Raw genomic sequence first — 13,701 nt, 5'->3', positions numbered from 1 at the left:
CCTGTTTTTAGCCGTCTAGATGTTTACACATCCATAATCTACAGGTAGTGTATAAACCACAAGCGCAAATTTTTCATTCACAACCTGAAGGTTTCTCATGATAGAAATAAAACACTTAAAAACGATATTGGCACTTAAGCAAACAGGCTCTCTTGCCAATGCGGCAAATCAGTTACATCAAACACAATCCGCGCTCTCTCACCAGTTTAGTGAATTAGAGCATCGTCTTGGTTATCGTATTTTTGTCCGTAAAAGCCAACCACTACGATTTACACCACAAGGCGAAGTGTTATTAAGATTAGCGCAAGAAGTCCTACCCATTGTGCGCCGAGCGATAGAAGAGTGTAATGAGCCGGGTAATGCTCATTTAAATATTGCTATTGAATGCCATAGCTGTATTCAATGGTTAACACCCGCATTACAGCAATACCGTCAAACATGGCCGGATGTGAATGTCGACTTCCATTCAGGTGTCACTTTTGATCCTCAACCGGCTTTATTACAACGAGAATTAGATGTTGTACTCACTTCTGATATCTTGGATAACCAACGCCTGCACTATACCGCGTTGTTTGATTATGAAGTTAAGCTTGTGTTGTCTCCTGATCACCCGCTGGCTAATCGCTTACATATTCAACCACAAGATTTGATCTCAGAAACACTGTTTATCTATCCTGTCCAAAGAGAGCGTTTTGATATTTGGCGTCATTTTTTACAGCCCGCAGGGATCACGCCACATTTTAAACATGTAGATAACACCTTACTTCTTATTCAAATGGTGGCAGCAGGAATGGGTATAGCGGCACTGCCGCACTGGGCCGTAGAGAATTTTGAAAAACAAGGATTAGTGGTCACAAAGACCTTAGGAGAAGGATTATGGAGCCGGCTATATGCAGCTAACCGTACAGGTGAGCAACATCAACCGGCAATACGAGAGTTTATACGCTTAGCAGGTCAACATGCCGTTAATCATCTGCCTTTTGTAAAACAGGTTGGTGTATCCAACGCCGATGGAACCAAAGTGATGCAACAATCAGGCTCGCGCCTATGATGAAACTTGGCCAATTAGGGTGCTGTTGCCAAATAGAGAAGTTCACTAATAATCCCGCTGGAACCATCATATTATTCATAATCGCAAGGGTTCCAGCATCTACCTGTGTCGCCCCATAGTTCCACATAAAATAGCCTATTCCAGAAGCGCCAATACCTAACCAAAGCAATACCCCCCACTGTAACGATGTGGTCGGTATTTTTTGCCAATCGGCAAAACATAACGAGCCGACTAACACAACCACCACCGCCCCGATATAAAACCAAGAGAATGCGTGATGTTGAGGAAGTGGATGCATTTCCATTAATCGTTTATAGCCTACCTGTCCTATGGCGAAGAAAATATTGGCTAACTGAACCAATAATAATCCCAGCCAGAAGTCATCACTAAGATGATCATAACGAATAATGGCCGCCCCTAATACCGCCAGTAGTGCGCTAAAGGCATAGCCCCAACGTAAACGTTGTCTTTCAAGTAGATCATAAATTAAGGTGACATAAAGTGGTGTTAATACAGTAAAGAGTAAAAACTCAGCTACGGTTAAATAGTTATAAGCGTGGAACACAAACAGGTACATAATACCCAATTGGCATGCGCCTACTCCCATATACAATAAAATCACTTTAAGGCGAATGCCTTTCCAACGTAGGAAAGGCAAAAAGACGATGGCAGCTAACACCACTCTAATCAATACTGAGATCCAACTATCAACCTGACCTGCGAGATATTCACCAATCAGACTAAAAGAAGCCGCCCATAACAACGTTGTAATAACCAGTAGCCACATAATTAACTGTCTTTCTCAACTAACAGCGCTTCCATTAAATCTAATTCATGAAGCAAAAGTTGTAGTGTTTCGTTACTAATTTTACGCGTTGCACGTAAGTGATAAAGCTCACCACGCTCTGCACGCAATGCCGTTAGGCGAAAACGTCTTTCCAGATCTTCCACCAACATATTGTGCATCATCTCGTCCTGATCCGCGGTACGTCGTCTTAAATAGCCGGCAACTCGAGAAGCTACTTCATTAATTTCTTCCGCATCTAGTTGCTCTTCTGTACTTGCAGCTAAACGCTCTTCCATTTTATTGAGGCTAACAATAGCGACTTCTGCCATGACTTTCTTGGCATAACGTACTTCATTTTTATCCGCTTCTTTATCGGTAGCTTTAATCCCTTTTAGTAAGAAAGGTAATGAAATAATACCGACCAAAATGGATAACAGGATCACCCCTGCCGCAATAAAGATTATCTGATAGCGCCCAGGGAAAGTACTGCCATCAGTTAAAAATAGCGGTATAGAGAGCGCACCGGCTAAGGTGATAGCACCACGTACCCCGGCAAAAGAAGATAGCCATAATTCTCTCGTCGTATAAGTGGCGAAATCAAGGGGATGTTTTTTCATAAAGAGATGGCTGATTTTCTTCATTAGCCATAACCATGTAAAACGTAAAATCAGTAACGCAAAATAGATAACAAAGACGGCGGCAAACAGCATCCATACTTCAACTTCAGGATCGAGATCAGCTTGAATAACCGAGCTTGTCCAAATAACAGGAAGCTGTAAACCCAGCATAATAAAGACCAGTCCGTTAAAGACAAACTCTAACATTGACCAGACACTATCTGCACGCAAGCGCATCGCCAATGGTGCATTGCGGATCACACCTGATTTACTGATAGTCATACCTGCGGCCACGGCAGCAAGGATCCCGGAAAAGCCAATATGTTCAGCAATCAAATAAGAAGCAAAAGGCAACAGCAACATAAAGACAATTTGAGTGGCAGGATCATCACCACTCCAACGGCTCATCAATCGCAGAGATTTACTATAGACTAACGTTACCGCAATACCCGCTAATAAACCGCCTATTGCCACTTTAAAAAACTCAAAGGTTGCGCCACCCACGGTAAATATCATCGTGCCCATAGCCACAGCAACGGCAAATTTCAGCGCCACCAGACCCGAAGCATCATTCATTAAGGCTTCGCCTTCTAAAACCCCCATGATCCGCTTCGGTATTCGCCCCTTACCGACAATCGAGGATAATGCCACCGCATCAGTTGGCGAGAGAACCGCGGCGAGCGCGAAAGCAGAAATAAGTGGAATACTAGGCATTATCCAGTAAATAAGGTAACCAATACCTACTACTGTCACCATCACCAAAACCAGCACAAGGATAAAGATCTCTCGACCATTTTGGATAAATTCACGTGTGGGGGTTTTCCATCCATCAACAAAAAGTAAAGGAGGGATCAGTAAAACTAAGAAGAGTTCAGGATCAAAGGTGACATGTAAACCAAACTGAGGCCAAGCCAAAAGTGCCCCGATCACAATCTGGATTAATGGTAATGGAATGCGAAAAGGAATAACTTTGGTAATGACACCTGAAACAGAAACTACCAATATTAAAATTAAAATAGTAAAGAAAATTTCCATGCTACCCTTACATGCTTATTTTTATCTAAGAATCTGCCATCTTTCCTGATATGAAAAGAACCCTTGCTGAATGATAAAGAAACGCATCATAAAAGTTTATCTACCATGCCTATCTTTACCTTTCCTATTTTAAACTGAACCCACATCGACTAATGAAGAATGATATAAAATTAAGATTAATCGTATCTTACAAAAAAGCTAACATATTAATGCATAGTGTTATCTATTAACGGCATCAGAAAGAGAAAAAGTATGCTGTTATTGCTGTTTTCTGTTCTAGTCATACTCTTAAGAGGATCAAAAAGTAAAATAGGCTCTATCATTGAAAAATGAAAACAGCGTCAAGCCCCCACAGAGTTATTCGATATTTTTTAGCTGAGCCATCATCACAACATCACAATATTTACCTTCTCTGAAGGCTGCATTACGACGAATGCCTTCCACTTCAAAACCTAATTTTTTATACAAATGAAGGCCTCTTTCATTATCAGCATAAACTTCTAGCTCGATACGTGTTGCAGCCAACCAATTAAAAGCATAATCAATTGCCGTATTAATGAGTGCTTTACCTATACCTTTTCCTGAAAACTCAGCACCAACACCAATACCAAAGCTGACGATATGCCGACGACGAGGATGATTGTCGATGATCAACGCTAAATGACCTGCGATTTGACCGTCAAAAGAAGCAACAAAATGTGGAATATTTTGTTCAGAAAATTCAATTAGCCTTTTTTTCCACATAGTGACTGATGGATAAGGGAACTGACAAGTACAAATATATAAGTCTGGATGTGTATACAATTGCTGTATTGCTATAGCATCTTCAGGCTCACCATGTCGTATTTCTATCTGATGCATTTATTTTACCAAAAAATTAACAATGAGTCTTAACCTCGACAATAGCGAATAAAACTAGATAAATAAATAGCAAAAAAGCGGAATAAAAATATATTCCGCTTTTTATGTTTAAACCTGATGATTTTAATTAAATTGCCCAGTGTCCGGCATAAAATGCCACTAAAGCAATAGCAATTAGAACTGTACCAATATTAAGTTTACGCCACTCACCGGCAAAAATACGGCCAATCACTAAACAGCCAAAACCCAACATAATGCCTGTAACAATATTACACGTTAATACGATAAATACCGCGCACACCATACCTGACATCGCATCGACAAAATCACTAAAATCTAACTTAGTGACATTACCTAACATCAATAAACCCACATACATTAATGCAGGGGCTGTCGCATAGGGGGGAACTAAATAAGATAGCGGTGATAAAAAGAGGATCAATAAAAAGAGAATACCGACCACAGTTGCGGTGAGCCCTGTTTTACCACCTGCTGCAGTACCCGCTGCGGACTCAACATATACTGCTGCAGGTGCTGCACCAATTGCCCCAGCAAATATACTGCTCACGGAATCAGAAGTTAACGCTTTACCACCATTGATAATTTGTCCTCGTTTATCAAGTAAATTAGCTTGTCCCGCCACTGCGCGAATGGTTCCTGTCGCATCAAAAATAGCCGTCATCACTAAAGCTAATACACTAGGTAAAACAAGTGGTTGTAATGCGCCTTTAATATCCATGGCAAATAATAGTGCAAGGCCCTCTTCGCCTAATTGTGGCATTTTAAAGAACCCTTGGTATTTCACGTTAGGATCAAAAATCAATCCAATAATCGAAATCGCAATAATGACTAATAACACACCACCGGGGACTTTACGTTTTTCTAGACCAAAAATAGCAGCAAGACCGGCCAATGACATTAATACTGAAAAAGAAGTAAATTCTCCCATCGCAACAGGTAATCCGGCTAATGGATTTTTCACCACTAACCCAACACTATTGGCTGCGATCAAAAGTAAAAATAGCCCGATACCAATACCGGCGCCATGAGCGATACCAATCGGAATATTTTTTAAGATCCACGTTCTGATCCCTGTTAAAGAAAATAGGGTAAATAGGCACCCCATCAAAAACACCGCCCCCAAAGCAACAGGTACAGAGATATGTTGACCAAGTACCAAACTAAAGGCGGTAAATGCCGTTAATGAAATGGCACAACCAATCGCCATAGGTAGATTTGCCCACAATCCCATTAACAGAGAACCAAATCCTGCCACTAAACAGGTTGCGATAAATACCGCCGTGTGGGGGAACCCCGCTTGCCCTAGCATACTGGGTACGACAATAACGGAATAGACCATCGCCAAAAAGGTTGTTAAACCGGCGATCATCTCTTTACGAACCGTAGTGCCTCGGGCGGTAAGCTTAAAATAATTATCCAGTTTACCTGTGGTTGCTGATTGATTAGCAGACATTACATTCCTCTGACATAAAAAACAGTTCACCCTCCCCAACGAAAACGATTACGTCTAAAATTATTATCACCTCCAATGGTAAAAAAATCATCAGAGGAGTGAAAAAGCAAACGTTTGTTTATTAATGTGGATAGAGTGAGAGAATTTGACGCAAACGATTATCTGGTGCTTTTAGGGTAAGAATCAAGAAAAAAAATACTTTTTTAGCAAAAATGTCATAAAAAGACATTCTAGTGTTCGCAGAAAAAAGAAAAGAGGAGAATAGTGATATATTTCTCCTCTGGTTAAACTGTTTTAGCAACGCTATCACCCTAAAAGGTGAAGCGTACTTATAATCAACTGTTTTTATTAATATCATTGATGTTTATATTAATAATGCTTGGTTTGATACTATAAATATTAATTAAATATTTCTTATGTTTTTATCATTTTTGAACTTACTGTTTTAACAGCATCTTCCCTTGTTTGGCGATAATATTGACTCAGTATTCATCACACTCTGCTTGAAAAACATACACCTCCTTGTGATAAAACTAGATGAAAATAGTGCCATTTGGCAAATCTTTCTTATTTCATTTTATTATTTCTGGATTATTCTTAATAAATCACCAATAAAAACCTTTGAATAGTATGTATCGCATTGATTATTAAAATAAAGATAATAAAAGAAAAAATAATTGAATGGGTGATAAAACAGCAGGAAATTATTGTCTAATTTAATGAAAATAGCGCCCTCTTTTACCTACAATAAGGTAAAAAAGAGCATGCAATTATGATGTATGACGATTTAGAGTGTCGACATGCAAGTTAAAGCGATCCATCGTCGAAACTAAAAATAATCCCGTCATAACCACCAATAAAAAAGGTAACGCAGATGGAGAGATTTCAGACATAGCACCGGCTAAAATGGGACCAGAAAGATTACCAATGCCCCATAACATCGCCGCTGAAGCATTTGCTATCATCAGATCATTTCCTGAAAAGTATTGCCCAATTTGTACCAATGCAATGGTATAAATGGCTCCCGCCGTTGCACCAAGCACTAATAATAGTGGCCAAATAACTAAAGTATGTGGCATAGCAATGGGCAATAATAAGCTTGCTAATAATGTAATGACACCACAAATTCGGTATAGCCGTGTTCTATTCATATGATCAGCAAGCCAACCAAATGGCATTTGCATTATGGCATCTCCCGCCAAAATAGCACTGATCATCATCGCGGCAATCGCTTCACTATGACCAACACTTAGCCCATAAATAGGGAACATAGACAACACTGTGCCATCAAAAAATGCAAAAAAGATAATGCCACCACATATCGCAGGCGCCACTTTAATAAAACGAAGAATAGAAAAGTGCGACTCTTCTGAGTCTTTAGCTAATTTATCGCCCACTTTCTGATCCATCATTAAAAATAGCACGATAGAGATAATATGAAGCAGTACGCTGATTAAGATCGGTGTTTTATCAGCAACGCCATATAACGCAATAATTGAAGGGCCTAACAACTGGCTGATAGTAAACACGGTCGTATAAATCGCTAAAATACGACCTCGCTTATTATCCGCTACAAGTTCATTGATCCATGTCTCCCCCAAACAGATCATCACACCACTGGCAATCCCGGTGATTAGTCGTAATGGGAACAGGAATTCTAATGGCAAACTCCCCATTAAAGGCAATAGACTAATGGCTGATATAATCGTTGCTAATAACATCGCTAAACGTTTACCAAGCCATTGCACAATATAGCGTGCAAAGGGTGAGATGATTAACATTCCCATCGCAGGTGCGGCTGAAATCAGACCAATAATAGATTCACTGATCCCCGCCAAGTTTAGCCGTAAAGCCACCATCGGAATAGTTAATCCAATAACAATCCCTATCACCGCAATACTGACTGTAATAGTAGTAATAGCAAAAAGCTCGGACTGACGATAATTTTGTTGCAACATATTATTTTGTTTCTACACGCTGTAGAAACCTCATCATAGTGAATATTGAATGAATGGAAAATATTGCCTTATTATAGGGGATAAGAAATAGATAAACATGCTTTAAAATATCGCCTGATACGCGCACCCTGTTCACAAAATATTGTCTAAATAGTCTGTGCTTTTCCCGTCTGTGAAGAATTGATGTTATCATCTACAGGAAATTATACTTTTAAACTGACAATATTTTGAATTGGCAATGAACCCACAATCACCGAAAAAGACAAACGAATACCTTGGTAATAAGGTTAAGCAGTTAAGACAATCTCGAAACTTGTCACTTAATGAGTTATCAAGAAAATCAGGCATATCTAAAGCGGCATTGTCCAAATTAGAGTCTGGCGATTCTAATCCTCGCATCGATACCTTAGAAGCTATCGCGATAGCCCTTGGATTTCCATTAGGTGATTTATTTAGTTTTACCCGCGAAGAATATCCTCGCTTAGAGCGACATAAGCCTATCGTTGGCGACTATGCACAAGAATTTAAATTCCGTATTGGCATCGGCAATATTACTGAAATTTGGCATATTGAGATGAAGCACGGGGCAATTATTAATAGCCCAGCCCATGCCGACGGCACCCAAGAGCATATTATGGTCTATTCTGGCAAACTGATGATGCGTTTTGCTAACGATGAAACCGTATTATTAGAAACCGGCGATTTTTATGCCTTTCATGGTAATGCGCCACACTCTTATATTTGTGTAGAAGGCCATATGCGTGCATCAGTTATCATGTCTAGCCCCAATCAACAACACTATCATCATCGCCCTTAAGACAAATACCCATTATATTTCACCGCCATTTAAACTATTATTCTAAGTATTATTAATAATGGCGGGGATAAATAGCATGGGTGCAGGCCACGAGCACGGTGATGTCAAAGCGCTACCTGAATCACGTCTGTTAATTGCTTTTGCATTAACAGGCTCTTTTATGGTGATTGAGTTTATTGGTGGCTACTTAACAGAAAGTTTAGCCTTGATTTCTGATGCAATGCATATGATGACAGATGCATTTGCACTCTTACTTGCTCTTATCGCGATCCACGCAGGTAGAAAAGCAGCAGATCTATTCAGAACTTATGGCTATGCTCGTTTTGAAATATTGGCTGCTGCGATGAATGCACTGATCTTAATGGCGGTGGCTTTTTATATTCTTTATGAGGCTTATCAACGACTCTCTTCCCCTCCTGACATTCAGTCTATGGGTATGCTTGTTGTGGCAATCGCAGGGCTTATCATTAATTTTATCTCAATGAAAATGCTCACCAGTGCAAAAGATGAAAGCTTAAACGTTAAAGGGGCTTATCTTGAAGTGTGGGCGGATATGTTAGGCTCAGTGGGCGTCATTATTGGGGCGGTAATTATTTGGCTAACCGGTTGGCAATTAGTTGATTCTATTATTGCGGTATTAATCGGCTTTATGGTCTTTCCGCGCACATGGATCTTATTAAAAGAGTGCCTGAATATTTTATTAGAAGGCGTGCCTAAAGGCATTAATTTAACTGAGGTAACAGACACCATTAATAATACCGCAGGGGTGGCTAGCTCCCATGATTTGCATTTATGGGCACTGACGCAAAGCAAGTTGATCCTCAGTGGTCATATTGTCTATCAACCCAATGTAGATAGTGAAACATTACGCCTTGCTATTGATAAGCAACTACGTGAACAATTTCATATCAATCATATTACCTTACAGATGGAAAGCGAGGATAAACAACATCTGGAAGATAATCATCATTAGATATTTAGGTTCTGGCTCTCTCGTACCTAAAAAGAGCCAGAACAAACAGTGCAATTAATTTAAATAACTTTCCATCTGTTCAAAAACGCGCAGATCATCACTAAAACGCACTTCTTTTACGTCCTCAAGTTTTTCCACTTGACTCACCATCTGCATTAAACGCTCATCTTTTTGTACTAATAACCAAATACGACTTTTATCGCTGTTTTTCATTGGTAAACATAAAATACCATCGACGTTAAATGCACGACGCGCAAATAGCCCACAAATATGGGTCATCACACCGGGATGGTTACGAACAATAAGTTCTAGTGCGATAGGTTGTGATTGTAGTGACATAAATTAAGCTCCTATCATCTCGATATTTGCCGCCCCCGGCGGAACCATTGGAAATACTTTTTCGTTAATATCAATCATGGCATGAATTAAACAAGGCCCAGGTTTAGCAATTGCCGCTTGTAGCGCCGCCTGAGGATCTGCTTCTTGATTTAAATCACAAGTATCCAACCCAAATCCTTGAGCAATACGAATAAAATCCGTTTGATAAGGGTAGGCTGCGGCATAAATACGCTCATCAAAAAAGAGTGTTTGTTGTTGGTGTACTAACCCTAATGCTTGATTATTTATCAAAATAATCTTTACATCTAACTGATGCTCAGCGGCTGTTGCTAACTCCTGAATATTCATCATGATGCTACCATCCCCTGAAAAACAGAGGATCTTTTTATTTGGCTCTGCCAATGCGGCCCCTATCGCTGCCGGCAACCCAAATCCCATCGTCCCCAAGCCTCCTGATGTTAACCATTGGCGCGGTCGATTCAGTGGATAAGCTTGAGCAACCCACATCTGATGCTGCCCTACATCGGTGGTAATAATCGCTTCATCATCAACACAATTTGCCGCAGCAAGTACGATGCCGTAACCGCTAAGAATATTGTGTGAGTTTTTCATTTCTAAGGGATATTCCTGTTTTAAGGTATTAACTCTATCTATCCATTCGTTGCGCTGATTAATATTAATTAAAGGTAATAACAGCGACAGCACCGCTTTAGCATCTGCATGAATGGCAATATCAGGACGTTTGATCTTACTTATCTCTGCCCTATCAATATCAACATGAATGATCTTCGCATTGGGGCAAAACTTTTCTGCTTTACCAATTGCCCTATCATCAAATCGCGCCCCCAATACGATCAGCAGATCGGCTTCTTCTAAAATAAAGTTGGTACTCCGTGCCGCATGCATACCTAACATCCCTAAATATAGCGGGTGTGTTGGTGGCATTAAACCTAATCCCATTAACGTCATCGTGGTGGGTAGGCTATTTTTCTCCGCCAATTCAATCGCTTCTTTACACGCTTCAGAGCTAATAATACCGCCCCCTAAATAAAGCACAGGATTTTTCGCTTGGTTAATCATTTGCGCGGCTTGGATCACCAAATCGGTATTAAAGGCTGGAGCTGCATCTTTTTGTGGTATCGGTGGCAATTTATCTAAGGTGATAGTCGCTTGTTGAATATCTTTAGGTACATCAACCCATACAGGTCCAGGGCGACCTGACATTGCCAAACGAAACGCATCACAGATAATTTCCGGCAACTGTGCGATATCGCGGACTAAATAGTTGTGTTTGGTAATAGGAATAGACATCCCATAGGTATCAACTTCTTGAAACGCATCAGTCCCAATCATGGCTGAAGAGACTTGCCCCGTAATGCAAACCAAAGGAATTGAGTCTAATTTTGCATCAGCAATGGCTGTAACTAAGTTTGTCGCCCCCGGTCCACTTGAGGCAATACACACCGCAGGCTGACCATTTGCTCTAGCCATACCTTGGGCAATAAAACCCGCCCCTTGTTCATGACGTGTCAAAATATGGCGAATAGACTGACTTTGGCTTAATGCATCATACAAAGGAAGAGCGGCTCCGCCGGGGATCCCCGCAACCGTAGTGATACCTTGCCGTTCCAGTAAATAAACAATTAATTGCGCACCAGTGAAGGTTTTTCCTGTGGCATTATCTTGTTGAGCACCCATTGTTCTGTGTCCTTTTTACTAAGCCGGACTTTATGGGCGGTAGATATGAAAAACCCCGCCCGGTTAATACGCCGGCGGGGTTGCGAAACTGTGTTGATTCGGACCCGTTACGGCGCTTTGCCGACGACCACCACCACACGCACAACAACCACAGCCGCGATGTGCGCTGTTAGTCGTAGAGTTTGTAGTAGAGTAGTGATGATCATGGGTTACCTATCAATTAATGTAATGATGTGTTTGTCTGTTATCTGTATCTAAAAAAACATAACTTCTATAAATTAACAACCTTTTTTTTCAGTTTATTTTTTATCACCGCTCAAAACGAGAGCTAGATCACTTGTTAATCCAAGTAGTAACTCCGTGTTGTAACAGCATAAAAAACCAGAAAAAAACACCAACCAAGAATAAAGAATCGACGCAATGCCATAGTATGGCTATCAGTTAAAACAATCTCGCCAACATCATGAAAGCGCTGCATAAAATTAAAAACAACGTTGCATACTGAAATACCCTATCCGGCATTTTAATCAATAGCCATTTTGATAGAGGAATAGAGATCAAAGAGCCAAGAAACAGCAACAATGCTAAATGGATATCGGTATGGCCATCTTGCATATAAGCCAATGCAGAAGAGCCTGATAATAGAGTGGTCGTAAAAATCGAAGTACCTATCGCTTGTTTTATCGATAGATTGGCGTAACGCAATAATAAAGGTAACACCACCACACCACCACCGACCCCTGTGGCACCTAAAACAACACCTGCTGCAATCGCCGGCAATAACAGTGCCTTAATATTAAGAGGCGCTAATGGGGTTATCTGTTTAGCTATCACAGGTGAAGAAAAAAACATTCTTTGAATAAACAAAAAGAGAGAAAAAATAATGGCAGCCACCACCAGCGCATTAATCCCCCACTCAACTTGCTGCTGATATTGCGTTAATGAACCTAAATAATTGACGAGTAAACTCGCTAAAAAAGTACTTGGCAACATAATGCCGAGGACTATCATGGCTCGTTTAAAGGGAATATTCCCCAAACGGAAATGCATATATGAGGATGTCACTTTCATCAACATTGAAAGTAAATTTGCGGTTGCCACCGCCATTAATGCATTCATACCAAAGAAATACGTTAATATAGGTAAAACAATAACACCACCACCTACCCCCGTTGTGCTAATAATTAAGCCAATCGCCGCACCAACAGCTAATATGGTGATAAATAACATTATTGATTTCCTTGCATTACAGCTTGTCGCCCTTTTAATAGCGCTTTTTCCGCTGAGCCTTTTGCCAGTGTCATATATTTAAAAAACAGCACATCAAAAGCGACCATTTGCAATACTTGCGGTGTGATCACCCCCAATTGTGAATGTTGCTCATCATAAAAATAAGGTAATGTGTAATTCGCTAAGCGCGTAGCTTCATCTTGCCCAAAACGTGTTAAAGCCACTGTGATACAGCCTTCTTGTTTTGCCGCTTTCAGCATTCGATTAATATCCGCAGTATTGCCTCTTGCAGTAACAGCAATCGCCAAATCATCCGCGGATAAATTCGCTGAATAAGCAAGTTGCGCATGGAGATCTGCACTAAATAAGGTGTTTTTATTCACTCGGATCAGTTTATGGAAGATATCGCTCGCAACGATCGCAGATGCGCCCACACCAAATAAAACGATCCGTTTAGCGCTGATCATTTTCTCAGCGAGTAAATCTATCGTCGCCGCATCCAGTAACGCTATCGAATCCTGAATGGCGGTAGTAAATAGATGTCCTGTTTTAGCAATAATCTGCTCAGTCGAGTCTGTTTTGGCTAAATTGGCATAAAGAATATCACTACTGCTTTTTTGTTGTTTTTCCTCTGAGAGATAATCAATTTTAAATTCAGGATAACCGCCATACCCCATTTGGCGGGAAAAACGGATAACAGAAGCACTACTGACACCGGCTTTTTGTGCCAATTCTGCGGCATTCATACTGGCAATATTATCGCTATTTTCTAATAAATAGTGGGCGAGACGTTGCTCTGTCCCTTTGCCTTGTAAGCGCAAATTTTCAAGTTTCTTAGTCAGTGTTGACATTCTATTATCC

The 13,701-nt window shown here is 40.4% G+C and carries 13 protein-coding genes; 3 read left to right on the top strand and 10 right to left on the bottom strand.

Annotated features, from left to right (window positions below; genetic code table 11):
• Nucleotides 1–97: 97 nt before the first annotated feature.
• The gene (gene metR, locus PMI_RS17535; protein WP_004246132.1) at nt 98–1,051 is read left to right on the top strand and encodes an HTH-type transcriptional regulator MetR; all 954 of its coding nucleotides are present in this window, start codon (nt 98–100) and stop codon (nt 1,049–1,051) included.
• Here the strand turns inward: metR and PMI_RS17530 are convergent.
• The 5 genes from PMI_RS17530 to PMI_RS17510 form a co-directional block, all read right to left on the bottom strand.
• A complete protein-coding gene (locus tag PMI_RS17530; protein ID WP_012368786.1) occupies nt 966–1,838 on the bottom strand; it encodes a carboxylate/amino acid/amine transporter in 873 nt (290 codons plus the stop codon). The genes metR and PMI_RS17530 overlap by 86 nt on opposite strands.
• Before the next feature lie 2 nt (nt 1,839–1,840).
• Entirely contained in the window at nt 1,841–3,490 is a 1,650-nt protein-coding gene (locus PMI_RS17525; protein ID WP_004246134.1) for a Na+/H+ antiporter, read from the bottom strand.
• Between the two features lie 357 nt (nt 3,491–3,847).
• Nucleotides 3,848–4,351 carry a GNAT family N-acetyltransferase gene (locus PMI_RS17520; protein WP_004246135.1) on the bottom strand — a complete coding sequence of 168 codons (504 nt, stop codon included), beginning with the start codon at nt 4,349–4,351 and terminating at the stop codon, nt 3,848–3,850.
• 127 nt (nt 4,352–4,478) lie between these two features.
• The gene (locus tag PMI_RS17515; RefSeq protein WP_004246136.1) at nt 4,479–5,825 is read right to left on the bottom strand and encodes an NCS2 family permease; all 1,347 of its coding nucleotides are present in this window, start codon (nt 5,823–5,825) and stop codon (nt 4,479–4,481) included.
• Nucleotides 5,826–6,595: 770 nt separating this feature from the next.
• Nucleotides 6,596–7,783, bottom strand: a complete 1,188-nt coding sequence (locus tag PMI_RS17510; RefSeq protein ID WP_012368785.1) for an MFS transporter — start codon at nt 7,781–7,783, stop codon at nt 6,596–6,598.
• Nucleotides 7,784–8,021: 238 nt separating this feature from the next.
• Between PMI_RS17510 and PMI_RS17505 the strand changes: the two genes are divergently transcribed.
• Together PMI_RS17505 and PMI_RS17500 are read left to right on the top strand one after the other, a co-directional pair.
• Nucleotides 8,022–8,600: a helix-turn-helix domain-containing protein gene (locus PMI_RS17505; RefSeq protein ID WP_004246138.1), complete on the top strand. Its 579-nt coding sequence runs from the start codon at nt 8,022–8,024 to the stop codon at nt 8,598–8,600.
• Nucleotides 8,601–8,676: 76 nt separating this feature from the next.
• Nucleotides 8,677–9,573: a cation diffusion facilitator family transporter gene (locus PMI_RS17500; protein WP_004249537.1), complete on the top strand. Its 897-nt coding sequence runs from the start codon at nt 8,677–8,679 to the stop codon at nt 9,571–9,573.
• A 54-nt stretch (nt 9,574–9,627) separates the two neighbouring features.
• On the opposite strand, the gene ilvN is transcribed toward PMI_RS17500, so the two are convergent.
• From ilvN to PMI_RS17480, 5 genes are all read right to left on the bottom strand, one after another.
• The gene (gene ilvN, locus PMI_RS17495) at nt 9,628–9,912 is read right to left on the bottom strand and encodes an acetolactate synthase small subunit (protein WP_004246140.1); all 285 of its coding nucleotides are present in this window, start codon (nt 9,910–9,912) and stop codon (nt 9,628–9,630) included.
• Between the two features lie 3 nt (nt 9,913–9,915).
• Nucleotides 9,916–11,610, bottom strand: a complete 1,695-nt coding sequence (ilvB, locus tag PMI_RS17490; protein ID WP_004246142.1) for an acetolactate synthase large subunit — start codon at nt 11,608–11,610, stop codon at nt 9,916–9,918.
• Nucleotides 11,611–11,717: 107 nt separating this feature from the next.
• Nucleotides 11,718–11,816, bottom strand: coding sequence for an ilvB operon leader peptide IvbL (gene ivbL / locus PMI_RS19170; protein ID WP_004249539.1), 99 nt, complete (start codon nt 11,814–11,816; stop codon nt 11,718–11,720).
• Nucleotides 11,817–12,051: 235 nt separating this feature from the next.
• Complete coding sequence (locus PMI_RS17485) at nt 12,052–12,840, bottom strand: sulfite exporter TauE/SafE family protein (RefSeq protein WP_012368784.1); 789 nt, start codon at nt 12,838–12,840, stop codon at nt 12,052–12,054.
• A complete protein-coding gene (locus tag PMI_RS17480; RefSeq protein ID WP_004246144.1) occupies nt 12,840–13,691 on the bottom strand; it encodes a MurR/RpiR family transcriptional regulator in 852 nt (283 codons plus the stop codon). The genes PMI_RS17485 and PMI_RS17480 overlap by 1 nt, the downstream gene beginning before the upstream one ends.
• Nucleotides 13,692–13,701: the final 10 nt, after the last annotated feature.

It is taken from the genome of Proteus mirabilis HI4320 (genome assembly GCF_000069965.1).
GTDB classification, from domain to species: Bacteria; Pseudomonadota; Gammaproteobacteria; order Enterobacterales; family Enterobacteriaceae; genus Proteus; species Proteus mirabilis.
Note: the sequence above shows the minus strand (reverse complement) of the source record. Positions and strands in the feature narration are given on the sequence as shown.

Coding starts and splice junctions, on each gene's coding strand:
- metR (WP_004246132.1), top strand. CDS start 98: ATGATAGAAATAAAACACTTAAAAACGATATTGGCACTTAAGCAAACA.
- PMI_RS17530 (WP_012368786.1), bottom strand. CDS start 1,838: ATGTGGCTACTGGTTATTACAACGTTGTTATGGGCGGCTTCTTTTAGT.
- PMI_RS17525 (WP_004246134.1), bottom strand. CDS start 3,490: ATGGAAATTTTCTTTACTATTTTAATTTTAATATTGGTAGTTTCTGTT.
- PMI_RS17520 (WP_004246135.1), bottom strand. CDS start 4,351: ATGCATCAGATAGAAATACGACATGGTGAGCCTGAAGATGCTATAGCA.
- PMI_RS17515 (WP_004246136.1), bottom strand. CDS start 5,825: ATGTCTGCTAATCAATCAGCAACCACAGGTAAACTGGATAATTATTTT.
- PMI_RS17510 (WP_012368785.1), bottom strand. CDS start 7,783: ATGTTGCAACAAAATTATCGTCAGTCCGAGCTTTTTGCTATTACTACT.
- PMI_RS17505 (WP_004246138.1), top strand. CDS start 8,022: ATGAACCCACAATCACCGAAAAAGACAAACGAATACCTTGGTAATAAG.
- PMI_RS17500 (WP_004249537.1), top strand. CDS start 8,677: ATGGGTGCAGGCCACGAGCACGGTGATGTCAAAGCGCTACCTGAATCA.
- ilvN (WP_004246140.1), bottom strand. CDS start 9,912: ATGTCACTACAATCACAACCTATCGCACTAGAACTTATTGTTCGTAAC.
- ilvB (WP_004246142.1), bottom strand. CDS start 11,610: ATGGGTGCTCAACAAGATAATGCCACAGGAAAAACCTTCACTGGTGCG.
- ivbL (WP_004249539.1), bottom strand. CDS start 11,816: ATGATCATCACTACTCTACTACAAACTCTACGACTAACAGCGCACATC.
- PMI_RS17485 (WP_012368784.1), bottom strand. CDS start 12,840: ATGTTATTTATCACCATATTAGCTGTTGGTGCGGCGATTGGCTTAATT.
- PMI_RS17480 (WP_004246144.1), bottom strand. CDS start 13,691: ATGTCAACACTGACTAAGAAACTTGAAAATTTGCGCTTACAAGGCAAA.